Raw genomic sequence first — 22,578 nt, forward strand, 5'->3', positions numbered from 1 at the left:
TAGAAGATAAGCTAAACATGCTACCAGTTTACGATAGCAAACATAAAACAAAAAAAAACCGCTTATCTATTAAGATAAACGGCGTAACAATTAGCTAATGACAGGTTAAAAAAACCTAATTATAGCTGAGCTTGTACATAATCAATGGCTTTTTGCACTGTAGTCAACTCTGCTGAGTCTTCATCAGGGATAGTGATACCAAAATCACTTTCAAAAGACATGACTAGCTCAACTAAATCTAAAGAATCAGCGCCTAAGTCTTCCATGAAAGAAGCTTCATTTTTGATATCTTCAACATTCATACCTAACTGCTCTGCTACGGCAGATTTTATTCTTAGCTCAATATCATTATTGCTCATGTAGAGTACTCCTTGGTGTCTATCAATTTGAGAATTATAGCAATTATCTAAGGTGTTAAGGACTCGGTTGGACTACGATAGTGAGGGCTGGTACAGATAACCCAATATCGTTGTCAGTCTTAGCCCGAGTAACCAATTGCTATAATACAGGGGTTTGGCCTAAAAGTGTCCGTTATTATAACAGCATTTATTAGAGTTTACACTCGTTCACACAATTTTTTATAGTGCTAATGTAATCTTTTAGTATTTAGCTTTTTTGTGCTGTTTATTACATGTACATGCCGCCATTGACTGGAATGACCGCTCCTGTGATATAGCTGGCCTCATCACCTGCTAAAAACAGTACGGCAGCGGCGATATCTTCTGGTTGACCTAAGCGGCCAATAGGTACAGCATCTAACATAGAGTTGAGTAGCCGCTCGTCAAGCTCATCGGTCATATCTGTTTCGATCAGACCAGGCGCCACACAATTGATAGTGACTTGTCGTGAGCCAATCTCGCGCGCTAAAGTACGACTAAAACCTTCCAGACCTGCTTTAGTCGCTGCATAGTTGGATTGTCCAGCATTACCCATCTTGGCGACCACTGAGCTAATATTAATAATACGGCCACGGCGCGCTTTCATCATACCGCGAATCGCACGTTTACTCATACGGTATACGGAGGTGAGGTTAGTATCAATAACACTTTCCCAATCCTCATCTTTCATGCGCATCAGTAAGCCATCTTTGGTAATACCTGCGTTATTGACCAATACTTGTACGGCGCCATAAACACTCTCGATCTCTTCAAACAGCTTATCAATCTGCTCAGGATCGCGGACATCTAACACACGGCCTATACCGCCAGAGTCATGCAAATAATCATCAATAAGGGCGGCCCCTTTCTCAGTCGTTGCGGTACCAATGACAAAGTGACCTTCTTTTGCAAAGCGTTTGGCAACAGCCTTGCCTATGCCTCGGCTAGCACCAGAAACTAAAGTAATCGTGCGACTCATGATAATGCCTCCACTAATTTATCAAGGCGGGCAGGCTTATCCGTTGGATAGCTCGTAATAGGCTGCGCTTGACGCTTGGCCAAATTACTCAGTACGTTACCGCTGCCACATTCAATTAGAATATTGATTTGTTTATCCGCGAGCTCTTGCATAGTCTTTGACCATAACACTGCTTCACTGAGCTGCTCAGTCAAAGCTTGCTTAATGCCGGGTGAACTGGTTTCAACCCGTGCATGACGGTTTTGAATAACCGGAATCGTCGCTTGATCAAAATTAATAGCTGCCAAAGCTTCAGCTAGCGCTTGGCTAGCCGGTTCCATTAAAGCGCAATGCGAAGGCACGCTTACTTTAAGAGGAATAGCTTTTTTGCCCGTATTTTGTACTTTGTCGATGACAGCAGCAACGCCAAGAGCATTGCCTGAGATTACCACTTGCCCCGGACTATTGAAGTTTGCAGCGTTGACGATAGCGTCGTCCACATGCTCAGTCGCTTGCTCACATAAGGTTTTAACGCGGCTATCTTCGAGACCCAATACCGCCGCCATAGCGGTATCGATACCGGCGACTGCTTCTTGCATTAACTGACCACGTGTATGTACTAGCTGTATTGCATCAGCGAAACTAAGCACTCCAGAAGCACACAATGCGCTGTACTCTCCAAGAGAATGCCCTGCTAAGTAGCAAGGAGCAATATTCGCTTCAGTCAGCTTTTCTTGTAAGATACGCCAAATGGCGATACTCGCAGCTAATAGAGCTGGCTGAGTATATTGCGTCTGGTTTAGCTTTTCTTCATCCTGACAAATCGCCCACAAGTCCTCTCCCAGCGCGGTGCTGGCCTCAGCGAAAGTATCACGAATCTGCGGATAAATCTCGCTGAGCTCTGCGGTCATACCGACTGCTTGCGCACCTTGCCCAGGAAAGACAATTGCAATACGGGGTTTTGTTGTTATCGTATCAGGCGTTAATGCCATAGCCAATATTCCTTAGTGATTAAAAGCGCTTTTAACAATAAGCAAATATAATAAACATTCTAGTTATCATAACTGATTTTAGCCGCTCATCGTCTGTATTAATAACTTGTTTATTCGTGATTCAAAATAACCATGAGCAAACTATACACTGCTCAGCTTCATTATCATAGTTAACAACTGTACTCAGAGCATTATAACTATGATGAATTGCATCGATTAAAGACAAGCTATTAAGATAGACTTAACCAGTTAATAATTTATCAAATTTCAGATAACAAAAAGCCAAGCCACCGCGCTATACAATGTAGGATAGCAAGATAACTTGGCTTTTTTATAATCTTCTGGTTCAACAGTAAATATCATTATTAATAGCAGCTATCATCATTATAGCTAGCTACTATATTTAATGTGTTTACTTATTAAACAATAGATTATGCGTCTTGAGCAACTTTGAACAACTGACGACCGCGATAGAACCCGTCTTTAGTCATATGATGACGACGATGTTTTTCACCAGTAGTAGCATCTACGCTAAGCTCAGCCACTTCCATACGGTGGTGTGAACGGCGCATGTCACGACGAGAACGGCTTTTACGACTTTTTTGAACAGCCATGATATAGCTCCTATACTTAAAAAAAGGTAAGCTTAAAATTCAGCTTTAATCGATACTGACTTAAGCTTATGATCTATCAAACATCAACCACGAAAACTTAACACAGTACTAAATTAATGAGTTTGCTATCTATATTACTTGCCGATTGAGTCTAACTAAACCTTAGATTACGATAGGGTTAGCGGCCAACAGCGACTTACTAGAATGCAATAAACGGGATATTATACGCGGGTTTGTCAAATTAATAAAGCCCTGTGACAAACTCTTCTATCCCTATGCCTAAAAAAGACTACAGCTTGCCTTTGAGCGCTGATAAAGCAGCAAAAGGGTTTTCGCTCTCTTCTTCTTCTGGAATTTCTCCAAACTGCTCAACACTCATTTCACAATCATCATGTTTTGGTGCTAAAGGCATCTTGAGCAGCAGCTCATCTTCAATAAGCTTCTTAAGCGGTAGTAGGCGCTCAGGGGTCTGGTTGTCAACTATTTCCTCAAGGAGCAAATAGTCTTGCTCTTCATCCATTGAGCTTGCCTGACTCTCATCATCTAACAGCGCAATATCATAATCATCGGTCAGAGCCGTAGCTACGGGCTGCAAACAGCGTTGACAAGGCAGCCATACCTCGCCTTTTGTCTCAAAGGATAAATGTAAAACATTATTACGACGATATAGATGCGTGTGCAGTGGCAAATTAGCTTGTTGATGCTCATCCGTCAATGAGGTGGCTAAGCGCTCAAAGGAGGTAGGATCAACCTCACCTTGCCATTCAAAGCCAGTATCTTCCCATTTAGTTAAAGAAATATATTCAGGTATACGCGCAAGAGATGGCGCTTGATTATCATTAGTAGCAGCCTTTGATACAGAGTTAGTTTGAGAAGGTGACATAAGCGGCCTCGCTGATCAAAATGGGGTATAATATTGCTTGCCATACTAACCGAAAGCGCGCTAGGACACTAGAGCTAGTATGTTACTGTTTTTGCAGCGTAAAAACTGCGATTCATTAGCCCTGACAGCTATTCTTTTGCCCGTTATGTTTAGTCTTTTAGCACTAATTTTACGATTTATTTTTCTATATAATTATTTTTATGACATTACAAATTCCTACAACTGATACTCAACCTGAATTTTCTACTCTGTTGACTGATGATGACGCAGATACACTATTAGCGGCGCTCAATGGCTTAGCTATGGATGAAGGTCGTTTGCCTAGCTTGAGTAACAACAGTCTTGAGACCAATCTCAATGGCTTTGACGCTAATGATCTAAAGCGACTGGAAGACGATGATAAAGCCACTACAGCTTTAATGCAGCTATTTAATCAGCTATTTATCGATCAGCAAGTACAACTGGTACGCGGTGGTCATGAGCCTGAATACTTTCCAGCGCATAACGGCGAGTTGGCTCGTATTGAATTCGCACATGGATTTTTTAATAGTGCTTTGCATGAGATCAGCCACTGGTGTATCGCAGGCAAGGCTCGTCGGCAACTTAGCGACTTTGGTTACTGGTACGCCCCTGACGGTCGTAGTGAAGCTCAGCAGCACGCGTTTGAGCGCTTAGAGATCAAACCGCAAGCTTTAGAGTGCTTATTTACCTTAGCCTGTCAGCGGCCTTTTCAAGTCTCCCAAGATAATCTATTCGCTGATTTTGATAGCAGTCACAGCACTTTTGCCAGTGACGTCTATCGGCAAGCGCAAAGCTATATTGCTCAGCCGCAAAGCTTACCTAGAGATGCTCAAACCTTACTAAAAACACTTTTGGGCCTATTTATGAATAAAGACAGTCATTTGACTTATTAATAACAATAGTCATTTAACGATTTACCATCATTTGTAACGTCTCGCTACTACTATCTAAAACCTTTTTGATTTTATACTGTGTATTGAATAACCATTTATTTAATGTAAATGAGAAAAACAATAAACGAGGAGCCATTATGCAAACGCTGTATGTTCATCCGGAAAATCCGCAACCTCGGCTTATTGAACAAGCCGCTGCTATGCTGCGTGATGATAAGCTCATCATCTATCCAACCGATACGAGCTATGCATTTGGCTGTCGTTTGGGAGCGAAAGACGCGCTAGAAAAACTGAAACATATACGCGCTCTTGACGATAAGCATCAATTCACTTTATTATGCCGTGACCTAAGCGAGATTGCCACTTACGCCACGGTTGATAATATCCAATTCAAACAGCTCAAGGCACACACCCCTGCTCCTATCACCTTCATTTTAAATGCCACCAAAGACGTTCCTAAGAAATTGGCACACGCGAAGAAAAAGACCATTGGTATTCGCGTACCGAGCAACCCTATCGCGCAAGCATTACTGGAAGCGATGGATGAGCCTATCTTGACTAGCTCACTTATTTTACCTGACCGTGATGACATCTTAGATGACCCTTTCGATATCGAAGAGCTGTTAGATAATCAAGTCGATGGCCTAATTAATGCCGGCATTAAAACCACGAAGCTGACCACTATCGTTGACATGACCAACAGTCAACCTGATATTATCAGACAAGGCGCGGCTGACGTGAGTGATTTGCTCCTTTAAATCATACAAGCTCAAAACGATTAAACACAAAAAAGCGCCAATCAATTGGCGCTTTTTTATATAACATTCAGATTGCTTATAGATTAGTCACGATCAACTAACTCTACATAAGCCATTGGCGCATTATCACCATCACGGTGACCGCATTTAACGATACGTAGATAACCACCTGGGCGCGCTTGATAACGAGGACCTAGCGTGCTAAATAGTTTGCCTACCATAGCTTTGCTACGCATACGGCTAAATGCCAAACGGCGATTAGCAACGCTATCTTCTTTTGCTAAAGTAATTAATGGCTCGGCAACGCGGCGCAATTCTTTAGCTTTAGGTAAAGTTGTTTTGATCAGTTCATGCTCAAATAATGAGTTAGTCATGTTCTGGAACATTGCTTTACGATGACTGCCGGTACGACCCAGCTTGACTCCACTCTTACGATGGCGCATAGTCAAATATCCTTAATGTTTAACGGCTGCGATAAGAGAAGCGATCATCAACCCGCAGGTCAGCTGGTGGCCAGTTATCTAGGCGCATCCCAAGCTCTAAATCTTTAGACGCAAGAACGTCTTTGATTTCGGTTAATGACTTCTTACCAAGATTTGGGGTTTTTAGAAGTTCAGTCTCTGAACGTTGTACCAAATCACCGATATAGTAAATGTTTTCAGCTTTTAAGCAGTTGGCTGAGCGAACCGTTAGTTCAAGATCGTCCACAGGGCGCAATAGCACAGGATCGACCTCTTCTTTTTCTTTCACAGGCTCAGGCGCTTCTTCAGCTTCTAAATCAACAAAGATAGAAATCTGTTGTTGTAAAATAGTGGCCGCTTTACGAATTGCTTCTTCTGGATCTATAGTGCCATTAGTTTCAAGCTCAATGATGAGACGATCAAGGTCAGTACGCTGTTCAACACGAGCGTTCTCTACTTGATAGGCAACACGAAGCACAGGGCTAAAGCTTGCATCAAGCTTTAAGCGACCAATTGCTTTGGTATCACCATCTTCACGGCGCTGATTTGCTGGCTCATATCCACGACCCATTACTACACGCAAACGCATCTTAAGATGACCGCGCTCACTCAATGTACCCAATACTAAATCTGGGTTAATAATGTCTACATTGTGCGGCAAGTCAATATCTGCAGCAGTAATGGTGCCTGGACCTTGTTTATCCAAGGTCAAGAATACTTCATTTTGGTCATGAAGCGTCAATGCCAAGCCTTTTAAATTCAAAAGCAAGTCAAGCACGTCTTCCTGCAGACCCTCTAAAGTTGAGTATTCATGGTCAACACCATCAATCTCAGCTTCAATGACTGCAGCACCAGGTAATGAAGATAACAAGATGCGACGCAGGGCATTCCCTAAGGTATGACCAAAGCCGCGTTCTAACGGTTCGAGCGTGACTTTCGCAATCGTCTCGTTAACCGTATCCACGTTAATGGCATTCGGCGTTAGAAACTCAGTTGCATTTAGCATCATGATGTCACCTCGATTTGTTTATCTGGATTAATTAACGTTAATGGCTCAATGCTATAGACATAACATTGAGCAGTACGTTACTTACTTAGAGTATAGCTCAACGATCAAGCTTTCGTTAATTTCAGCAGGTAGATCAATACGATCTGGAGCATGCTTAAACGTGCCCTGTAGTTTGCTGTTATCAACATCAAGCCATTCTGGAATGCCACGTTGTGACGCTAGTTCAATAGCGTTTTTGATACGTAGCTGTTCGCGAGACTTCTCTTGAATAGCAATGACATCACCATCTTGCAACTGGATCGATGGAATGTTCACACGAACAAACTCATCACGACCAGCTCTTTTTACCATAACGGTGCGATGGCTGACTAGCTGACGTGCTTCAGCGCGAGTTGAGCCAAAGCCCATGCGGTATACCACGTTATCCAAACGACTCTCAAGCATAGCTAGTAGGTTTTCACCCGTAGCACCGCGCTTACGCGCCGCTTCTTTATAGTAGTTTGCAAACTGACGCTCTAGTACACCATAGATACGCTTAACTTTTTGTTTTTCGCGTAGCTGTAGAGAATACTCTGAGCTTTTGTTACGGCTAACGCCGTGCTGACCAGGTGGACGACCAGCTTTCTTTGTTTTAACATCATACGGCTTAACACCAGACTTAAGGCCTAAGTCAGTACCTTCGCGACGTGATAATTTGAGTTTTGGTCCAATATAACGGGCCATTGTTCTGTCTCCTTTAAGCTCTTATTATTAAAAGCTTCGTCTCTAATATTAGACGCGGCGCTTTTTCGGCGCACGGCAACCATTGTGTGGGATTGGGGTTACATCAGAGATGCTGTTAATTTTATAACCCAATGCACCTAGTGCTCTTACCGCAGACTCACGACCCGGTCCTGGTCCTTTGACCAAAACATCGACATTCTTAACACCATATTCTTGCGCCGCTTTACCAGCAACTTCAGCTGCAACCTGAGCTGCAAATGGTGTAGATTTACGTGAACCACGGAAGCCTTGTCCACCTGAAGTGGCCCAAGCCAATGCATTACCTTGACGATCGGTAATCGTTACAATGGTGTTATTAAAAGACGCATGGATATGGGCAACGCCCTCCGATACTGAACGACGAGTCACCTTTTTGCGACTACGAGTGTCTTTAGCCATCTTTTAGCTTCCTAAGTTAATTATCTTTTGAGAGGGCGTGTCGGACCCTTACGAGTACGAGCGTTGTTTTTGGTATTTTGACCACGAACAGGTAAGTTACGACGATGACGGATGCCACGGTAACAACCTAGATCAACCAAACGCTTGATATTCATTGACACTTCACGACGAAGATCACCTTCAGTCATGTATTCTGCAACTTGTGCACGGATAGCATCTAACTGTGTATCATCTAACTGACTGACTTTAGTAGTAGGGGCAATGCCAACTGCTTCTAAGATTTTCTGAGCAGTGGTACGACCTACACCGAAGATGTAAGTTAGTGAAATAACAGCATGCTTATTATCCGGAATGTTTACGCCGGCAATACGAGCCATTGATTTCTCTCCATTAAAGAAAAATATGCATTATTCATCATAAATAGCGCATTTTTTCAGATTTGTTGCTGTTAATACCGAACTGCTATTTTTTCTGCTTTAAAACTTTTATTGGCATTAACAAACAATAAAAATAGCATTAAAGCAAAAGCAATAAAAGTTTCTGGTATGAACTACGGCAAGTGGCGGATGATATCGCATCCGCCACTTTTTTTCAAGTATTAATTTAATAAACTGCTTAGGCTTAGAGCCATGACAAGTTATCAATTAACCTTGGCGTTGCTTGTGGCGCGGTTCTGCTGTGCAGATAACATGTACACGACCTTTACGGCGTACAATTTTGCAGCTACCACAAATCTTTTTTACTGAGGCTTGAACTTTCATGGAATGCTCCTTGAATAACCACCGCACTCTTCTATGACTGAGTGGGCGATTGAATTAACGTCTGATCATGGTATTGATGGGTCATCAAATGCGCTTGAATTTGCGAAATGAAGTCCATTACCACAACCACCATAATCAGTAGCGACGTACCACCAAGTTGGAACGGCACACCAAATGAGGATTGAACGACCATCGGCATCAAACAAATAACCGTCATGTACATCGCGCCTATGAAGGTCAGTCGATTTAAGACATGGTCAAGATAACGCTGAGTTTGTTGTCCGGGGCGAATACCTGGAATATACGCACCACTACGTTTAAGGTTTTCAGCAACCTCGCGTGGACTAAAAACTAATGCCGTATAAAAATAGCAGAAGAAGATAATCATCGCGCCGAACAGTACCAAATACAGCGGCTGTCCAGGAGACAACACTAACGCTATATTTTGTAATATCTTTTGGGTAAAAGTAGGATCAGCAGATTGACCAACCCATTGTCCTAAACTCGCTGGAAACAATAACAAGGAGCTGGCAAAAATAGCAGGAATAACCCCTGCCATATTTAATTTCAGCGGCAAATGCGACTGCTGCTGAGCATAAATTTTGCGACCTTGTTGCTGCTTTTGCGCATAGTTTACGGGGACACGGCGCTGAGCACGTTCGATATAAACGATACCCGCGGTCACCGCGATGCCTAATACCACAAAGATAAAAAGTACAATCAAGTTCATCTGCCCTTGATTGACCTGTTCAATAGATTGAGAAATCATACCTGGCGTACCGGCAACAATGCTCGCAAAAATCAACATTGAAATACCGTTACCTACGCCGCGCTCTGTAATCTGCTCACCAAGCCACATTAAGAACATAGCGCCTGCAACCAGTGAGGTCACAGCAGGAATATAAAAAGTCAAACCGCTAGATAAAGTCAGATTTTGACTGATCAAACCGGCACACATCCCTAATGACTGCACTAGCGCTAAAGCAAGCGTCCCTTGACGGGTATACTTGTTCAGCGTGCGTCGACCTGCCTCCCCCTCTTTTTTGAGGGCTTCAAGCGAAGGTACAACTGCGGACATCATCTGTACAATAATTGACGCTGAAATGTAAGGCATGATACCTAGTGCCATAATCGACATACGTTCAAGCGCTCCACCTGAGAACATATTGAACATGCTCAAAATAGTGTTTTCGTTACGCGAGAACAGATCTGCCAAATTAACCGGGTTAATACCCGGTACCGGAATGTGCGACCCTAAACGATAAACAATCAATGCGCCGATCAAAAATAACAAACGCGTCCAAAGCTCATCATACTTACGTATAAAAGCAAAAGGATTGAGCGGAATACCACTTGAGGTCATTGATTGTTTTGACACGTTACTACTCCTCGATGCTACCACCAGCAGCTTCGATTGCTTGCTTAGCGCCTTTCGTTACTTTGATACCTTTAAAGGTATAAGCTTTAGTAACTTCACCTGATAGCATAACACGGGCACGTTTCATGTCGTGACGGATAAGATTAGCTGCTTTTAGAGTTTCTAAGCTAACCACATCGCCTTCAACTTTATTCAGCTCAGACAAACGTACCTCAGCGGTAGTCATTGCCATTTTACTGGTAAAGCCAAATTTAGGTAGACGGCGATATAAAGGCATTTGGCCACCTTCAAATCCTGAACGAATGCTAGAACCTGAACGTGATTTTTGACCTTTAACACCGCGGCCACCTGTCTTACCAAGACCTGAACCGATACCACGACCACGACGCTGGGCGGTTTTTTTCGCGCCAACACCTGGTGATAATTCGTTTAATCTAAGTCCCATTACGCTTCCTCCACTTTTACCATGTAGTTGACGCGATTGACCATACCACGGGTTGAAGGAGTATCTTCAACTTCTACAGTATGATTAATACGGCGTAAACCCAATCCTTTCAAGCTCGCTTTGTGGCTCTTGAGGCGATGGGCACCTGATTTAAATTGAGTGACTTTCATTTTTTTCATCGTAACTCACCTAGTCTAAGTTAACCCAAGATTTCGTCTACAGATTTACCACGTTTCGCTGCCATCTTTTCTGGAGTTGACATATCACGTAAACCGTTAAATGTCGCGCGAACGACGTTGGCGGTATTGGTAGAACCATAACATTTAGTCAAAACATCTTTGACACCAGCAACTTCTAATACCGCACGCATTGCGCCACCAGCGATAACGCCAGTACCTTCAGATGCAGGCTGCATAAAGACTTTACTCGCACCATGACGTGCTTTGATCGGATGATATAAGGTAGCTTCGTTTAGCTCAACCGTAATCATATTGCGTTTTGCTGCTTCTAAAGCTTTTTGAATAGCAGCAGGCACTTCGCGGGCTTTACCACGACCGAAACCAACGCGACCATTACCATCACCCACTACTGTCAAAGCAGTGAAAGAGAAGATACGACCACCTTTAACCACTTTTGCAACGCGATCAACGGTAACTAGGCGTTCTACTAAACCATCGCTTTGTTCATTTTTATCATTTCTATCGTTTCTAGCCATGATTAAAACTCCAATCCATTTTCGCGAGCAGCTTCAGCTAAAGCTTTTACTCGACCATGATATTTAAAACCACTACGGTCAAAGGCAACTTTAGTAATGCCAGCTGCTTTTGCGCGTTCTGCGATCATTTGTCCTACAGACGTCGCTGCATCAGCGTTACCAGTCGCGCCTGAGCGCAAGCTGCTGTCTAAGGTAGATGCCTGAGCGATCACTTCACCACCGTTTGGAGAGATAATCTGGGCATAGATGTGCTTTGGCGTGCGGTTTAACGTTAGACGATTAACGCCTAAATGACGGATATGTGCACGGGTTTTCTTAGCTCGACGCAGACGAGCTGCTTTTTTATCAAACATGTCCTCTCACCTTATTTTTTCTTGGCTTCTTTGCGAATCACCTTCTCGTCACTATAACGAATACCTTTACCTTTGTAAGGCTCTGGTGGACGGAAACCACGGATATTAGCCGCTGCTTGACCAAGCTGCTGTTTATTGTTTGATTTCAAAACAATCTCAGTTTGCGTTGGTGTTTCAGCTGACACGCTTTCAGGCAATGTATATTCTACTGGATGCGAATAACCTACGTTTAAGGTTACTTTATCGCCAGCAGCTTGTGCGCGATAACCAACACCGATGAGTTGAAGGCGTTTTTCGAAGCCTTCACTAACGCCAGTAACATGATTGTTAAGCAAGGCGCGAACGGTGCCAGTGTGCATCATGGCTTCTTTTGAGTCGACTGTAGGTGAGAGAATGATAGCATCATCTTCCTGTTTCAGCTCGACCAATTCATGCAGGTGTAAAGACAAAGTACCATTCTTGCCTTTCACTTCGACCTGCCGATCGTTCAAAGTAACACTTACGCCGTTTGGCAGTGTCACTGGGGCTTTAGCCACACGAGACATAGGAATATTCCTTAAAAAAATTAAAACATCTGTTAGCTGACTACCATCAAAACATAAATTAAATTCAGTTAGGATAATAGCGAAAAAACTAACAGGCTAAAAAGCGTGTTAGTTTATCATAATTGATCTTGATTAACACCTATCAATTTATAATTAGTAAGTGCTGATGTGATATCAGGCTTACAGCTATTCAAAAAATAGTCTGTAAGCTTAATAAGATACAAATAGACTTTATCGTTTTATTGCTTAGCAAAAATGCTGATTAAGCAACAAAGGCAACGATTTCACCACCGATACCAGCAGCGCGCGCAGCACGATCACTCATGATACCTTGACTGGTTGAAACGATAGCCACACCCATACCTTGCTTAACAGTAGGGATGTTATCTTTGCCGCGATGCTGGCGTAGACCAGGACGGCTATAACGTTGAATCGTTTCGATGACAGCTTTGCCCTCGAAGTATTTTAATTCAATAGTTAATGTCGCTTTATTGTTCGCTTCTTCGCTAACTTCAGCGCTGGCTACATAACCTTCACTAACCAAAAGATCAGCGATAGATTTACGTAGTTTTGAGCTTGGCATAGCTACGGACACTTTATTAGCCATTTGTGCGTTACGAATACGGGTTAGCATATCCCCAACAGTATCTTGCATACTCATGTGATTACTCCTTACCAGCTTGCTTTACGAACACCAGGCACATCGCCTTGCATGACACGCTCACGCAGAATATTGCGTGATAAGCCAAACTTACGGAAATAGCCATGAGGACGACCAGTGATAGCACAACGATTACGTAAACGTACTGGCGATGAGTTGCGTGGCAGAGCTTGTAGCTCTAACATCGCATCCATACGCTCTTCATCACTTGCGTTCATGTCACTGATAGTTTCTTTTAGCTTCACACGCTTTTCAGCGTATTTAGCAACCATTTTTTCGCGCTTTAATTCGCGATTGATCATGCTCTTCTTTGCCATAACGTCTTTACCTTATTTAAATGGGAAGCCGAATGCTTTGAGTAACGCACGACCTTCTTCATCAGAGCTTGCTGACGTAGTAATTGTCACATCCATACCACGGATACGATCAATCTTATCAAAATCTACTTCTGGGAATACGATTTGCTCTTTGATACCCAATGAGTAGTTACCACGTCCGTCAAAAGCCTTAGGTGAAAAACCACGGAAGTCACGAATACGAGGAATCGCAATAGCAATGAGACGATCTAAAAATTCGTACATTTGCTCACCGCGAAGCGTTACTTTACAGCCGATTGGCCACTCTTCACGAATTTTGAAACCAGCAACTGATTTGCGTGCTTTGGTAACCACAGGCTTTTGACCAGCAATAGCGGTCATATCTGCTACGGCACCTTCAAGTAATTTCTTATCTTGTGATGCGCCGCCGACACCCATGTTCAATGTGATTTTAGTGATTTTAGGCACTTGCATCACATTTTCTACACCGATTTCTTTTTGAATCTGTTGCTTAAGTTCATTGTTATATAAAGCTTTTAATCTTGCCATTACTATTACACCCTTAGTGTCTTACGCAGTCGCCACTACTTCACCGTTTGAGCGATAAACGCGTTGTTTAACGCCTTCATCATTCGTCTGATAAGTAATACGGTCTGCTTTTTGGGTTTGCGCATTTAAAATTGCGACATTTGAAATATGCAAAAAGGCTTCTTGCTTAACGATACCACCTTCAACACCAGTCGCCTGATTTGGCTTTTGATGTTTGGTGACGATGTTAATGCCTTCAACTTTGATGCGATCGTTTTTAACAGCTTGTACAGTACCTTGCTTGCCTTTGTCTTTACCAGCAATCACGATAACTGTATCGCCTTTACGTAATTTAGCCATGGGTTACCTCACAATACTTCTGGTGCTAGGGATACAATTTTCATAAACTGATCACCACGTAGTTCACGAGTTACCGGTCCAAAAATACGAGTTGCAATAGGTGCTTTATTTTGATTGAGCAATACCGCAGCATTGTCATCAAAACGAATCACTGAACCATCAGGGCGACGAACGCCTTTTTTGGTACGTACAACTACCGCATTCATCACGTCGCCTTTTTTAACACGACCACGAGGAATAGCTTCTTTAACCGTTATCTTAATGATATCGCCGACAGATGCATAACGACGATGAGAACCACCCAGTACTTTAATGCACTGAACTCTTCTTGCACCGCTATTGTCTGCAACTTCCAGCATAGATTCGACCTGAATCATAGCGTTACTCCACACGTATGAGCAATAAAAGCCAGTTGCTGCCGCTAGCACAGTATGAGTAAGCGGCAGGTTTACACTAGTAGCCGCATTTTACTCATAGGTGTGTGATAAACGCTCGGCGCAATCAGCATCCCTAAAAAGGCGGATATTTTAACAGCTTCTGACTTTCAATGCAATTTACTTAAATTTTTTCTACAGTTTCAACCACGTCAACTAAAGTCCAAGACTTTGTTTTTGAGATTGGACGCGTTTCTTTGATGCGGACAAGGTCGCCTTGTTGGCAGACATTGTTCTCATCGTGGGCTTTGATTTTAGTAGAACGACGAAGCTGCTTGCCATACAAAGGATGACGAACCAGACGCTCAATCAAAACCGTGATGGACTTATCCATCTTGTTGCTGACAACACGACCAGTTAGGACGCTAGCATTGGTAGTTGCTTGATTGTTATCGCTCATGAGTCGCCTCGTTGTTTCTCGTTGATCAAAGTCTGAAGCTGAGCAATCGTACGACGATTGCCTCTGACTTCATGGGTATTCCCCAACTGACCGGTTGCTTTAGCCATACGAATACGGAAAGCATCAAGTTGCTTTTCATCAAGTAACTGGGTCAGTTCTTCTAATGATTTATCACGTAATTCACTGATCTTCATTACATTATCGTCCGCTTAACAATGGTAGTTTTAAAGGGCAGTTTAGCTGCTGCAAGCGTTAAGGCATCGCGAGCAAGCTCTTCTGAAACCCCTTCGATTTCATATAGCACTTTACCAGGTTTGATTTCGCAGACCCAATACTCGACAGGACCTTTACCTTTACCCATACGTACTTCTAGAGGCTTATTAGTAATCGGCTTGTCTGGGAAGACACGAATCCAAATCTTACCGCCACGCTTAATTTTACGGGTGATGGTACGACGTGCTGCTTCAATTTGACGGGCAGTCATACGACCACGAGTCAAAGATTTTAGACCAATTTGTCCAAATGCAACGGTGCTTCCACGATGAGCGAGCCCTGTGTTACGACCTTTGTGCATTTTACGAAACTTGGTACGTTTTGGCTGTAACATAGTTTAACCTCTGTCTGAGTTTCGACGGTTTCCGTTTCCGCGACCACGGCGTTTTGGCGCACGAGTCTGCTCTTCTTTGACCGGATTATAAACACTGTTCATACCGTCAAGGATTTCACCGCGGAAGATCCAAACTTTTACACCGATAGTGCCGTAAGTGGTTTCCGCACGTACTGATGCGTAATCAATGTCAGCACGTAGTGTATGCAAGGGCACACGACCTTCACGGTACCATTCAGTACGAGCAATCTCAGCGCCGCCTAAACGACCAGAGAGCTCAACTTTGATACCTTTAGCACCAGAACGCATGCTGTTTTGTACCGCGCGCTTCATAGCACGGCGGAACATCACACGGCGCTCAAGCTGGCTACCAATACCATCAGCAACTAGACGTGCATCAAGATCAGGCGAGGTGATTTCTTCAATGTTGACCTGAGCAGGTACGCCCATAATTTTGGTCAATTCTTTTTGAAGTCTTTCGATATCTTCGCCTTTCTTACCGATAACGATACCAGGACGCGCAGTGGCGATGGTGATCTTAGCGGCGCCAGTAGGACGCTCGATCGTGATGTTGCTGATCATGGCGTTATCTAGCTTTTTACGTAGATATTCACGAACTTGAATGTCGTTGATGAGGTATTCTGAGTATTGCTTTGGATCAGCATACCAGTTTGCGTTATGCTTTTTAACAACACCAAGACGAATTCCGATTGGATGTACTTTCTGACCCATAGCTTATTCTCCTACCTTTATAGTGATGTGACAGGTACGCTTACTGATACGATCAGCGCGACCCTTAGCACGTGGTAGGATACGCTTTAGCGTAATGCCTTCATCAACGTAGATAGTGGCGACTTTTAGGTCGTCGATATCTAAGCCGTGATTATGTTCGGCATTGGCGATGGCTGAGTTAAGGCATTTCTTAACGAACACAGCGCCTTTTTTATTGCTATACGTTAGGATATCCAAAGCACGCTCAATCGGCTTGCCACGAACTTCATCAGCAACGAGTCTAACTTTTTGTGCCGAGATGGCGGCACCGCGTAATTTTGCAGTTACTTCCATGGTAAGCACCTTATCTTTTTGCTTTTCTGTCAATGCCATGACCACGATATGTACGAGTCGGGGCAAATTCACCTAGTTTATGACCAACCATCTGCTCGCTTATGATAACCGGTACGTGAGTACGGCCATTATGAACAGATAACGTTAAGCCAACCATTTGGGGCAGAATCATCGAGCGACGCGACCATGTTTTAATGGGCTTGCGTGAGTTGGTGTCAATTGCAGTCTCAACTTTGGCAAACAAATGCGCATCAATGAATGGACCTTTTTTCAATGAACGAGGCATGAAATTCTTCCTTATTTCTTCTTGGCGCGGCGGCGACGGATGATCATATTGTCAGTACGCTTATTATGACGCGTTTTAAGTCCTTTAGACTTCTGACCCCAAGGGCTAGTTGGATGGCGACCTTTAACACGACCTTCACCACCACCATGTGGGTGGTCAACCGGGTTCATAGCGACACCGCGGACAGAAGGACGAACACCACGCCAACGTGATGCACCGGCTTTACCAAGTGACTTCAAGTTGTTTTCAGTGTTTGATACTTCACCGATAACCGCACGGCACTCAACGTGTACACGGCGAGTCTCACCTGAACGTAGACGTAGAATGGCGTAAATACCATCACGACCTAGTAACTGAACGCTTGCACCCGCTGAACGAGCCATCTGTGCGCCTTTACCGATTTTAAGTTCGATATTATGGATCACAGTACCCAAAGGGATGTTTTTAAGCGGCATACAGTTACCTGGACGAATCGGAGCAGTATCGCCCGATAGTACAGAATCGCCAACTTTTTGCTTCTTAGCAGCAATGATATAACGGCGCTCGCCATCAGCGTACTTAAGTAGAGCAATATGAGCAGTACGGTTAGGATCGTATTCGATACGCTCAACTGTCGCTGGGATATTGTCTTTAGTACGTTTGAAGTCAATAATACGATAATGATGCTTGTGACCGCCGCCAATGTGACGAGTGGTTATGCGACCATTGTTATTACGACCACCTGACTTACCTTTTGATTCGACAAGTGCTGCATAAGGACGACCTTTATAAAGGTGTGGATGCACCACTTTTTCAACAAAACGACGGCCTGGTGATGTTGGCTTTGCTTTTACGATAGGCATGAGTGTAATCCTTATTCGTTGTTCGCTGTTTCACTAGTAGAATCAGTCGTATTTGCGACCTCTTCACCAGCATCAGCCATTTGTACATCTTGACCAGCTTTTAAGGTAACATAGGCTTTTTTGAAGTCATTACGACGGCCGATGCTTCTACCAAAACGCTTTGTCTTACCTTTAACATTCAAAGTGTTCACTTTAGTGACTTCAACACCTTCAAACATCAACTCAACTGCTTTTTTGATTTCAAGCTTAGTGGCATTAGAATCAACTTTGAATACTTGCACACCAAATGAATCACCAAGCATTTGAGATTTTTCTGAGAATACAGGTCCTCTTAAGACCTGATAAAGTCTTGCGTTATTCATGCTAGTGCTTCCTCAAATTGTTTCGCAGCTTCAACTGACATGATGACTTTGTCAAAGGCGATCAGGCTCACCGGATCCACTTCAGATGTACCTAGTACATTGACGTGTGGAATGTTGCGAGCGGCTAAATATAAATTCTCGTCAACTTCTTTGGTGACGATTAATGCACGAGGTGCATCTAATTCATTTAGCTTTGCGATCAGCTCTTTGGTCTTAGGTGCAGAAACACTTATTTCTTCAACCAAAATCAAACGCTCTTGGCGAATGAGTTCAGCTAGGATGCACTGCATAGCACCGCGGTACATTTTGCGGTTAACTTTTTGTGACCAGTCTTGTGGTTTCGCGGCAAATGCACGACCACCAGAACGCCAGATTGGGCTACGAATAGAGCCTGCACGAGCGCGACCAGTACCTTTTTGGCGCCATGGCTTGATGCCACCGCCAGAAACTTCGGCACGGGTTTTTTGCGCACGTGTACCTTGGCGAGCACCAGCTAAATAAGCGGTGACGACTTGATGCACTAATGCTTCGTTGAATTCACGACCAAAAGCCGTATCAGAAAGCTCAACCGCCGCACCTGTAACTGTTTTTAAATCCACGTTAATCCCCTTGCTTAGGCTTTGACTGACGGACGTACGATGACGTCGCCACCGGTGGCACCAGGGATGGCACCCTTGATGACAAGTAACCCTTTTTCAGCATCAACTGAGACCACTTCTAGGCCCTGTACGGTGACGCGTTTGTTACCCATCTGACCTGGCATCTTTTTGCCTTTGAATACTTTACCTGGTGACTGGTTTTGACCAGTTGAACCAAGGGCACGATGAGAGACTGAGTTACCATGAGTGGCGTCTTGCATGCTAAAGTTGTGACGCTTTACGCCGCCTTGAAAGCCTTTACCTTTACTCTGTCCTGTGACATCAACAATCTGACCTTGTTCGAACAAGTCAGCTAGGATCTCACCACCAATCTCACGGCCTTCAAGGTCGCTATCATTGGTACGAAATTCCCAAACACCGCGGCCCGCTTTAACGCCAGCTTTTGCGAAGTGACCTTTTTGAGCTGCAGTTACGCGGCTGTCACGACGAGTGCCTGTGGTGATTTGGATGGCTTGATAACCATCTACGTCATTACTTTTTACTTGAGTAATGCGGTTTGCATCGACCTCAATCACAGTAACAGGGATAGAAACACCTGCTTCTGTGAAGATTCGGGTCATGCCGCATTTTTTACCGACTAAACCGATCGCCATTTTAAACCTCTTTATATCTTCTATTAATGGATTGGGCGTTGTTGCGTATTAACCCAAAGCAATTTGGACGTCAACACCTGCCGCTAAATCTAACTTCATTAACGCGTCCACAGTTTTGTCAGTAGGCTGAACGATATCAACCATACGCTTGTGAGTACGGATTTCGTACTGGTCACGCGCGTCTTTGTTGACGTGTGGCGAGGTTAAAACGTCGAAGCGCTCAATGCGAGTCGGCAACGGTACAGGACCACAAACTTGCGCACCGGTGCGCTTTGCTGTATCAACAATCTCTTGTGCCGATTGATCAATCAGGCGATGATCAAAAGACTTAAGACGGATACGGATTCTCTGGTTAGCCATGCCAGCAAGCTCCTAATATGTGCTTTGTTCATTCTTGCGCTGCAAGTGGATAAACATAAGCCGTTTGGTTAAAGATCTACTTTAAGCGGCTTCCCATTCTATCTCAGAATTGTCTCTTGAAGAGAACCAGCAGCGTGCCAAAAGCAAAATAATTTAAAGCCCCGCCGACTCTTCCAGTTATCGGAAAATCAGCAAAGCCATAATGAAATAGTGCTAGAAACGATGCTCTAGCTGTCATAGCAGCCGCTTTTTTCTTAGGCGGATGCTTATAATTCAGTGGTGTGTATTATACACACCTTGTCGCTCATTGCAAGGGTAATATTAATCCAAAACAATATCGTACTGTTCTTGAGTATATAAATTCTCCACCTCAAAGGTAATGACCCGGCCTAGTAGATACTCTAAATCAGCGACAGTATCGGCCTCTGTGGTTAGCAGTAAGTCGATCACTGCTGCATGCGCGACGACGGTGAACTTCTTTGGTGAGTTGTAGGTGCGCGCGCAGCGCATAATTTCGCGAAATATCTCAAAGCAGACGGTCTCAGCGGTTTTGACAAAACCGCGTCCTTCGCAAGTGGCACACGGCTCACACAGCTGTTGGCCTAATGACTCACGGGTGCGCTTACGGGTCATCTCCACCAGACCCAGCTCGCTGACTTGGGTGATATTAGTTTTGGCATAATCTTCGGTCAATTGCTGCTGTAAGCTACTTAGGACATCATCCTTATGCTCTTGCTCAAGCATATCAATAAAATCAAGAATGATAATACCGCCTAAGTTACGCAAGCGCAGTTGACGTGCTATTGCGTGCGTAGCTTCTAGGTTGGTTTTATAAACGGTATCCTCAAGCGATCTACCACCAACAAAAGAGCCAGTATTGACATCGATAGTGGTCATCGCCTCAGTTTGATCAATAATCAGATAGCCCCCTGATTTTAGATTCACCCGGCGTTTAAGAGCGTCACTTAAGTCATCCTCAACACGGTGTACATCAAACAAGGCCGGCTCAGCGGTATAATGAGTTATGCGATCATAAACAAAAGGCACAAACTCTTTGGCAAAGTGGCGCAGTTGCGCGTAGATTTGCGCGTTATCAATAATGACCTTTTCGGTATCGATATGGACTAAATCACGGATGGAGCGCAGCGGCAATGACAGCTCTTGATAAATCAGCTCCGAGCTTTGATGATGGCTCATTTCTTGCCGGCGGGCACCAATAGTACGCCATAGCTGCAACAGATAGTAGATATCTTCTTCAAGCTTATTTACCGGGACGCGCTCAGCGGCAGTACGAGCGATCAGGCCACCTTGCAGGTTGACGGTTTGCATCAGACAAGTCAGCTCAGTCTTTAGGCGCGTACGCTCCTCCTCGCCATCGATACGCTGGGAGATGCCGATATGATCGCTGGATGGCAAATACACCAAATAACGCGACGGCAAAGAGATATTAGTGGTGAGGCGTGCGCCTTTACTACCCAGCTGATCCTTAGTGACCTGCACTAAAATGCGTTGACCTTCGTGCAGGCGATGTTGAATGAGGTTTTGGCTAGCCGCTGAAACGATTTCGGTGGTTTTGACTTCTGTGCTTTCAGCGCTTACTACCGGCGGCGTTGCAGCGAGTGTCGACACTAAGCTTTCAGCTTTGTCTTGTTGCATCTTAAGCGTGCTAGTCGTTTGGTTATCACTCGCTTGTGGATTTTCCTTGTGGCTAAGCTCGCTTTTACTTATAGATCTAGGAGGACGCTGCATGTCATTGACGTGCAAAAAAGCGGTGCGCGATTGGCCAATGTCGACAAAAGCAGCCTGCATGCCAGGTAGTACTCGTACCACTGTCCCTAAATAAATGTTGCCAACTAAGCCAAGTTTATGATGGCGCTCAATGTAGATCTCACTGAGTACCCCATTATCCATAACTGCTACGCGTGATTCCATCGGACTAACATTTATCAGCAGCTCTTCAGACATAATGCCTCTTCTTATATGGTCTTATATGACACAGCTTTATTGACAGTGACTCTCTTTAAAGATTTATAGTGTAGCAAATAGCACACTCTTCTGCCCACTACCCTGCCGTATCATTATGTGAGTTTGCTTCTCTTAGCTGACTTGCAGCTGGTCAATCACTGCTAAGGTCTGCGCCAAAGGTAGGCCTACCACATTAGTATAACTGCCATTGATACGGGTGACCCAAGCGGCTGCCAATCCTTGTATAGCATAACCACCCGCTTTGTCTGCTGGCTCACCGCTATCCCAATAGCTATCCATCATCGCGCTAGTCAATGGGATAAAGCTGACATCGGTACTTTCCATAATTTGCTGCTCGGCTATGATCTGCCACCGCGCTTCATTTCTACCCGCATTAATGAGCTGCACCTTGACCGCGCGTACCGCGGTCCAGACTTGATGAGTGCTATCCGACATCTGCTGCCACATACTATGAGCATGAGCGCGATCGACTGGCTTGACCAACACTGTTTTGCCATCAGCTAGCACGCCAATGGTATCTGCGGTCAACACAATAGCCGTACGCAAACTTGAAAAGTCCGCACGCTCAGCACTAGCTGCTAGCTGTAAATTCAACTGCTCAATAGCCGCATCAGACTTGTCTTTGACCATACGCTCTATATAAGTGGTGGGCAGCTCATCGCTGAAAGGGGTCTCGTCGATATCGACGCTCATGGTTCTAAAGCTCAATTGAGCCAAAGTTAGCAGCTCACGACGACGCGGCGAGCCAGACGCTAAAATGATATTAGACATAATATACTTAAAGATTTACTGAT

At 44.1% G+C, this 22,578-nt stretch carries 37 protein-coding genes; 2 read left to right on the forward strand and 35 right to left on the reverse strand.

The features are described from left to right. Positions 1–119 precede the first annotated feature (119 nt). The 5 genes from acpP to ACTXGJ_RS10535 form a co-directional block, all read right to left on the reverse strand. Positions 120–359: an acyl carrier protein gene (gene acpP / locus ACTXGJ_RS10515; RefSeq protein WP_025644348.1), complete on the reverse strand. Its 240-nt coding sequence runs from the start codon at positions 357–359 to the stop codon at positions 120–122. Positions 360–627: 268 nt separating this feature from the next. Continuing rightward, entirely contained in the window at positions 628–1,362 is a 735-nt protein-coding gene (gene fabG / locus ACTXGJ_RS10520; RefSeq protein WP_439244171.1) for a 3-oxoacyl-ACP reductase FabG, read from the reverse strand. Beyond that, on the reverse strand, positions 1,353–2,327 hold the full coding sequence (fabD, locus tag ACTXGJ_RS10525; RefSeq protein ID WP_439244104.1) for an ACP S-malonyltransferase: 975 nt from the start codon (positions 2,325–2,327) through the stop codon (positions 1,353–1,355). The genes fabG and fabD overlap by 10 nt, the downstream gene beginning before the upstream one ends. Before the next feature lie 431 nt (positions 2,328–2,758). Continuing rightward, a complete protein-coding gene (gene rpmF / locus ACTXGJ_RS10530; protein ID WP_025644354.1) occupies positions 2,759–2,941 on the reverse strand; it encodes a 50S ribosomal protein L32 in 183 nt (60 codons plus the stop codon). A gap of 289 nt (positions 2,942–3,230) precedes the next feature. After that, positions 3,231–3,824 (reverse strand): YceD family protein, encoded by a 594-nt coding sequence (locus ACTXGJ_RS10535; protein ID WP_443565943.1) that lies wholly within the window; start codon positions 3,822–3,824, stop codon positions 3,231–3,233. Between the two features lie 200 nt (positions 3,825–4,024). Here ACTXGJ_RS10535 and ACTXGJ_RS10540 point away from each other — a divergent pair, with 200 nt between their 5' ends. Both ACTXGJ_RS10540 and ACTXGJ_RS10545 read left to right on the forward strand, forming a co-directional pair. Beyond that, positions 4,025–4,738, forward strand: coding sequence for an elongation factor P hydroxylase (locus tag ACTXGJ_RS10540; protein ID WP_443565944.1), 714 nt, complete (start codon positions 4,025–4,027; stop codon positions 4,736–4,738). A 137-nt stretch (positions 4,739–4,875) separates the two neighbouring features. Further along, positions 4,876–5,496, forward strand: coding sequence for an L-threonylcarbamoyladenylate synthase (locus ACTXGJ_RS10545; RefSeq protein ID WP_439244101.1), 621 nt, complete (start codon positions 4,876–4,878; stop codon positions 5,494–5,496). Between the two features lie 83 nt (positions 5,497–5,579). Here the strand turns inward: ACTXGJ_RS10545 and rplQ are convergent, their stop codons facing one another. The 30 genes from rplQ to ACTXGJ_RS10695 form a co-directional block, all read right to left on the reverse strand. After that, positions 5,580–5,939, reverse strand: a complete 360-nt coding sequence (rplQ, locus tag ACTXGJ_RS10550) for a 50S ribosomal protein L17 (protein WP_439244100.1) — start codon at positions 5,937–5,939, stop codon at positions 5,580–5,582. 19 nt (positions 5,940–5,958) lie between these two features. Continuing rightward, positions 5,959–6,966, reverse strand: coding sequence for a DNA-directed RNA polymerase subunit alpha (locus ACTXGJ_RS10555; RefSeq protein WP_439244099.1), 1,008 nt, complete (start codon positions 6,964–6,966; stop codon positions 5,959–5,961). A gap of 81 nt (positions 6,967–7,047) precedes the next feature. After that, positions 7,048–7,689, reverse strand: a complete 642-nt coding sequence (gene rpsD, locus ACTXGJ_RS10560; protein ID WP_439244097.1) for a 30S ribosomal protein S4 — start codon at positions 7,687–7,689, stop codon at positions 7,048–7,050. A 48-nt stretch (positions 7,690–7,737) separates the two neighbouring features. Next, the gene (gene rpsK / locus ACTXGJ_RS10565) at positions 7,738–8,127 is read right to left on the reverse strand and encodes a 30S ribosomal protein S11 (RefSeq protein ID WP_025644368.1); all 390 of its coding nucleotides are present in this window, start codon (positions 8,125–8,127) and stop codon (positions 7,738–7,740) included. A 20-nt stretch (positions 8,128–8,147) separates the two neighbouring features. Then, a complete protein-coding gene (gene rpsM / locus ACTXGJ_RS10570; protein WP_149490921.1) occupies positions 8,148–8,504 on the reverse strand; it encodes a 30S ribosomal protein S13 in 357 nt (118 codons plus the stop codon). Between the two features lie 267 nt (positions 8,505–8,771). Further along, positions 8,772–8,888: a 50S ribosomal protein L36 gene (rpmJ, locus tag ACTXGJ_RS10575; RefSeq protein WP_025644371.1), complete on the reverse strand. Its 117-nt coding sequence runs from the start codon at positions 8,886–8,888 to the stop codon at positions 8,772–8,774. A 31-nt stretch (positions 8,889–8,919) separates the two neighbouring features. Then, positions 8,920–10,251 (reverse strand): preprotein translocase subunit SecY, encoded by a 1,332-nt coding sequence (gene secY / locus ACTXGJ_RS10580; RefSeq protein WP_439244170.1) that lies wholly within the window; start codon positions 10,249–10,251, stop codon positions 8,920–8,922. A gap of 19 nt (positions 10,252–10,270) precedes the next feature. Continuing rightward, on the reverse strand, positions 10,271–10,711 hold the full coding sequence (gene rplO / locus ACTXGJ_RS10585; protein ID WP_439244095.1) for a 50S ribosomal protein L15: 441 nt from the start codon (positions 10,709–10,711) through the stop codon (positions 10,271–10,273). After that, a complete protein-coding gene (gene rpmD / locus ACTXGJ_RS10590) occupies positions 10,711–10,890 on the reverse strand; it encodes a 50S ribosomal protein L30 (protein ID WP_010196714.1) in 180 nt (59 codons plus the stop codon). Before rpmD ends, rplO begins: the two co-directional genes overlap by 1 nt. Before the next feature lie 20 nt (positions 10,891–10,910). Then, entirely contained in the window at positions 10,911–11,426 is a 516-nt protein-coding gene (rpsE, locus tag ACTXGJ_RS10595; protein ID WP_439244093.1) for a 30S ribosomal protein S5, read from the reverse strand. Positions 11,427–11,428: 2 nt separating this feature from the next. After that, positions 11,429–11,779 carry a 50S ribosomal protein L18 gene (rplR, locus tag ACTXGJ_RS10600; RefSeq protein WP_443565945.1) on the reverse strand — a complete coding sequence of 117 codons (351 nt, stop codon included), beginning with the start codon at positions 11,777–11,779 and terminating at the stop codon, positions 11,429–11,431. An 11-nt stretch (positions 11,780–11,790) separates the two neighbouring features. Further along, a complete protein-coding gene (gene rplF, locus ACTXGJ_RS10605; protein ID WP_439244092.1) occupies positions 11,791–12,324 on the reverse strand; it encodes a 50S ribosomal protein L6 in 534 nt (177 codons plus the stop codon). Between the two features lie 262 nt (positions 12,325–12,586). Then, entirely contained in the window at positions 12,587–12,985 is a 399-nt protein-coding gene (rpsH, locus tag ACTXGJ_RS10610; RefSeq protein ID WP_025644385.1) for a 30S ribosomal protein S8, read from the reverse strand. A gap of 11 nt (positions 12,986–12,996) precedes the next feature. After that, a complete protein-coding gene (gene rpsN, locus ACTXGJ_RS10615; protein WP_439244090.1) occupies positions 12,997–13,302 on the reverse strand; it encodes a 30S ribosomal protein S14 in 306 nt (101 codons plus the stop codon). A 12-nt stretch (positions 13,303–13,314) separates the two neighbouring features. After that, entirely contained in the window at positions 13,315–13,851 is a 537-nt protein-coding gene (gene rplE / locus ACTXGJ_RS10620) for a 50S ribosomal protein L5 (RefSeq protein WP_439244089.1), read from the reverse strand. A 21-nt stretch (positions 13,852–13,872) separates the two neighbouring features. Then, positions 13,873–14,190 (reverse strand): 50S ribosomal protein L24, encoded by a 318-nt coding sequence (rplX, locus tag ACTXGJ_RS10625; RefSeq protein ID WP_317200609.1) that lies wholly within the window; start codon positions 14,188–14,190, stop codon positions 13,873–13,875. Between the two features lie 8 nt (positions 14,191–14,198). After that, positions 14,199–14,567 carry a 50S ribosomal protein L14 gene (gene rplN, locus ACTXGJ_RS10630; RefSeq protein ID WP_317200662.1) on the reverse strand — a complete coding sequence of 123 codons (369 nt, stop codon included), beginning with the start codon at positions 14,565–14,567 and terminating at the stop codon, positions 14,199–14,201. Positions 14,568–14,748: 181 nt separating this feature from the next. Beyond that, positions 14,749–15,024: a 30S ribosomal protein S17 gene (gene rpsQ / locus ACTXGJ_RS10635; RefSeq protein ID WP_025644394.1), complete on the reverse strand. Its 276-nt coding sequence runs from the start codon at positions 15,022–15,024 to the stop codon at positions 14,749–14,751. Then, a complete protein-coding gene (gene rpmC, locus ACTXGJ_RS10640) occupies positions 15,021–15,218 on the reverse strand; it encodes a 50S ribosomal protein L29 (RefSeq protein ID WP_110923946.1) in 198 nt (65 codons plus the stop codon). Before rpmC ends, rpsQ begins: the two co-directional genes overlap by 4 nt. Beyond that, positions 15,218–15,631 (reverse strand): 50S ribosomal protein L16, encoded by a 414-nt coding sequence (gene rplP, locus ACTXGJ_RS10645; RefSeq protein WP_025644399.1) that lies wholly within the window; start codon positions 15,629–15,631, stop codon positions 15,218–15,220. Before rplP ends, rpmC begins: the two co-directional genes overlap by 1 nt. 3 nt (positions 15,632–15,634) lie before the next feature. Next, positions 15,635–16,363 carry a 30S ribosomal protein S3 gene (rpsC, locus tag ACTXGJ_RS10650; protein ID WP_439244087.1) on the reverse strand — a complete coding sequence of 243 codons (729 nt, stop codon included), beginning with the start codon at positions 16,361–16,363 and terminating at the stop codon, positions 15,635–15,637. A 3-nt stretch (positions 16,364–16,366) separates the two neighbouring features. After that, positions 16,367–16,696 (reverse strand): 50S ribosomal protein L22, encoded by a 330-nt coding sequence (gene rplV / locus ACTXGJ_RS10655; RefSeq protein WP_025644408.1) that lies wholly within the window; start codon positions 16,694–16,696, stop codon positions 16,367–16,369. 10 nt (positions 16,697–16,706) lie between these two features. After that, positions 16,707–16,982, reverse strand: a complete 276-nt coding sequence (gene rpsS, locus ACTXGJ_RS10660; RefSeq protein WP_439244085.1) for a 30S ribosomal protein S19 — start codon at positions 16,980–16,982, stop codon at positions 16,707–16,709. 11 nt (positions 16,983–16,993) lie between these two features. After that, entirely contained in the window at positions 16,994–17,824 is an 831-nt protein-coding gene (gene rplB, locus ACTXGJ_RS10665; RefSeq protein ID WP_439244084.1) for a 50S ribosomal protein L2, read from the reverse strand. An 11-nt stretch (positions 17,825–17,835) separates the two neighbouring features. Further along, positions 17,836–18,186, reverse strand: a complete 351-nt coding sequence (gene rplW, locus ACTXGJ_RS10670; protein ID WP_025644414.1) for a 50S ribosomal protein L23 — start codon at positions 18,184–18,186, stop codon at positions 17,836–17,838. Continuing rightward, the gene (rplD, locus tag ACTXGJ_RS10675) at positions 18,183–18,785 is read right to left on the reverse strand and encodes a 50S ribosomal protein L4 (RefSeq protein ID WP_025644417.1); all 603 of its coding nucleotides are present in this window, start codon (positions 18,783–18,785) and stop codon (positions 18,183–18,185) included. The genes rplW and rplD overlap by 4 nt, the downstream gene beginning before the upstream one ends. Before the next feature lie 14 nt (positions 18,786–18,799). Beyond that, a complete protein-coding gene (gene rplC / locus ACTXGJ_RS10680) occupies positions 18,800–19,438 on the reverse strand; it encodes a 50S ribosomal protein L3 (protein ID WP_025644419.1) in 639 nt (212 codons plus the stop codon). Positions 19,439–19,486: 48 nt separating this feature from the next. Next, positions 19,487–19,798, reverse strand: coding sequence for a 30S ribosomal protein S10 (gene rpsJ / locus ACTXGJ_RS10685; RefSeq protein ID WP_025644420.1), 312 nt, complete (start codon positions 19,796–19,798; stop codon positions 19,487–19,489). A gap of 321 nt (positions 19,799–20,119) precedes the next feature. Next, positions 20,120–21,763, reverse strand: a complete 1,644-nt coding sequence (locus ACTXGJ_RS10690) for an Rne/Rng family ribonuclease (protein WP_443565946.1) — start codon at positions 21,761–21,763, stop codon at positions 20,120–20,122. Between the two features lie 132 nt (positions 21,764–21,895). Further along, positions 21,896–22,555, reverse strand: a complete 660-nt coding sequence (locus ACTXGJ_RS10695) for a Maf family protein (RefSeq protein WP_439244082.1) — start codon at positions 22,553–22,555, stop codon at positions 21,896–21,898. Positions 22,556–22,578: the final 23 nt, after the last annotated feature.

It is taken from the genome of Psychrobacter sp. 1Y11, assembly GCF_052259045.1.
Taxonomy (GTDB): domain Bacteria; phylum Pseudomonadota; class Gammaproteobacteria; order Pseudomonadales; family Moraxellaceae; genus Psychrobacter.

Excerpts from the sequence above, each read along its gene's own strand:
- rpmF (WP_025644354.1), bottom strand. The coding sequence starts at position 2,941 with ATGGCTGTTCAAAAAAGTCGTAAAAGCCGTTCTCGTCGTGACATGCGC.
- rplF (WP_439244092.1), bottom strand. The coding sequence starts at position 12,324 with ATGTCTCGTGTGGCTAAAGCCCCAGTGACACTGCCAAACGGCGTAAGT.
- rpsS (WP_439244085.1), bottom strand. The coding sequence starts at position 16,982 with ATGCCTCGTTCATTGAAAAAAGGTCCATTCATTGATGCGCATTTGTTT.
- rplP (WP_025644399.1), bottom strand. The coding sequence starts at position 15,631 with ATGTTACAGCCAAAACGTACCAAGTTTCGTAAAATGCACAAAGGTCGT.
- ACTXGJ_RS10555 (WP_439244099.1), bottom strand. The coding sequence starts at position 6,966 with ATGATGCTAAATGCAACTGAGTTTCTAACGCCGAATGCCATTAACGTG.
- rpsH (WP_025644385.1), bottom strand. The coding sequence starts at position 12,985 with ATGAGTATGCAAGATACTGTTGGGGATATGCTAACCCGTATTCGTAAC.
- rplC (WP_025644419.1), bottom strand. The coding sequence starts at position 19,438 with ATGGCGATCGGTTTAGTCGGTAAAAAATGCGGCATGACCCGAATCTTC.
- rplQ (WP_439244100.1), bottom strand. The coding sequence starts at position 5,939 with ATGCGCCATCGTAAGAGTGGAGTCAAGCTGGGTCGTACCGGCAGTCAT.
- fabD (WP_439244104.1), bottom strand. The coding sequence starts at position 2,327 with ATGGCATTAACGCCTGATACGATAACAACAAAACCCCGTATTGCAATT.
- secY (WP_439244170.1), bottom strand. The coding sequence starts at position 10,251 with ATGACCTCAAGTGGTATTCCGCTCAATCCTTTTGCTTTTATACGTAAG.
- rplR (WP_443565945.1), bottom strand. The coding sequence starts at position 11,779 with ATGTTTGATAAAAAAGCAGCTCGTCTGCGTCGAGCTAAGAAAACCCGT.
- acpP (WP_025644348.1), bottom strand. The coding sequence starts at position 359 with ATGAGCAATAATGATATTGAGCTAAGAATAAAATCTGCCGTAGCAGAG.
- rpsD (WP_439244097.1), bottom strand. The coding sequence starts at position 7,689 with ATGGCCCGTTATATTGGACCAAAACTCAAATTATCACGTCGCGAAGGT.
- rpsE (WP_439244093.1), bottom strand. The coding sequence starts at position 11,426 with ATGGCTAGAAACGATAGAAATGATAAAAATGAACAAAGCGATGGTTTA.
- rplO (WP_439244095.1), bottom strand. The coding sequence starts at position 10,711 with ATGGGACTTAGATTAAACGAATTATCACCAGGTGTTGGCGCGAAAAAA.
- rpsN (WP_439244090.1), bottom strand. The coding sequence starts at position 13,302 with ATGGCAAAGAAGAGCATGATCAATCGCGAATTAAAGCGCGAAAAAATG.
- rpmC (WP_110923946.1), bottom strand. The coding sequence starts at position 15,218 with ATGAAGATCAGTGAATTACGTGATAAATCATTAGAAGAACTGACCCAG.
- ACTXGJ_RS10695 (WP_439244082.1), bottom strand. The coding sequence starts at position 22,555 with ATGTCTAATATCATTTTAGCGTCTGGCTCGCCGCGTCGTCGTGAGCTG.
- rpsK (WP_025644368.1), bottom strand. The coding sequence starts at position 8,127 with ATGGCTAAAGACACTCGTAGTCGCAAAAAGGTGACTCGTCGTTCAGTA.
- rplX (WP_317200609.1), bottom strand. The coding sequence starts at position 14,190 with ATGGCTAAATTACGTAAAGGCGATACAGTTATCGTGATTGCTGGTAAA.
- ACTXGJ_RS10535 (WP_443565943.1), bottom strand. The coding sequence starts at position 3,824 with ATGTCACCTTCTCAAACTAACTCTGTATCAAAGGCTGCTACTAATGAT.
- rpsQ (WP_025644394.1), bottom strand. The coding sequence starts at position 15,024 with ATGAGCGATAACAATCAAGCAACTACCAATGCTAGCGTCCTAACTGGT.
- ACTXGJ_RS10545 (WP_439244101.1), top strand. The coding sequence starts at position 4,876 with ATGCAAACGCTGTATGTTCATCCGGAAAATCCGCAACCTCGGCTTATT.
- rpsC (WP_439244087.1), bottom strand. The coding sequence starts at position 16,363 with ATGGGTCAGAAAGTACATCCAATCGGAATTCGTCTTGGTGTTGTTAAA.
- rpmD (WP_010196714.1), bottom strand. The coding sequence starts at position 10,890 with ATGAAAAAAATGAAAGTCACTCAATTTAAATCAGGTGCCCATCGCCTC.
- rpsM (WP_149490921.1), bottom strand. The coding sequence starts at position 8,504 with ATGGCTCGTATTGCCGGCGTAAACATTCCGGATAATAAGCATGCTGTT.
- ACTXGJ_RS10540 (WP_443565944.1), top strand. The coding sequence starts at position 4,025 with ATGACATTACAAATTCCTACAACTGATACTCAACCTGAATTTTCTACT.
- rplV (WP_025644408.1), bottom strand. The coding sequence starts at position 16,696 with ATGGAAGTAACTGCAAAATTACGCGGTGCCGCCATCTCGGCACAAAAA.
- rplW (WP_025644414.1), bottom strand. The coding sequence starts at position 18,186 with ATGAATAACGCAAGACTTTATCAGGTCTTAAGAGGACCTGTATTCTCA.
- rpsJ (WP_025644420.1), bottom strand. The coding sequence starts at position 19,798 with ATGGCTAACCAGAGAATCCGTATCCGTCTTAAGTCTTTTGATCATCGC.
- rpmJ (WP_025644371.1), bottom strand. The coding sequence starts at position 8,888 with ATGAAAGTTCAAGCCTCAGTAAAAAAGATTTGTGGTAGCTGCAAAATT.
- rplE (WP_439244089.1), bottom strand. The coding sequence starts at position 13,851 with ATGGCAAGATTAAAAGCTTTATATAACAATGAACTTAAGCAACAGATT.
- ACTXGJ_RS10690 (WP_443565946.1), bottom strand. The coding sequence starts at position 21,763 with ATGTCTGAAGAGCTGCTGATAAATGTTAGTCCGATGGAATCACGCGTA.
- rplN (WP_317200662.1), bottom strand. The coding sequence starts at position 14,567 with ATGATTCAGGTCGAATCTATGCTGGAAGTTGCAGACAATAGCGGTGCA.
- rplB (WP_439244084.1), bottom strand. The coding sequence starts at position 17,824 with ATGCCTATCGTAAAAGCAAAGCCAACATCACCAGGCCGTCGTTTTGTT.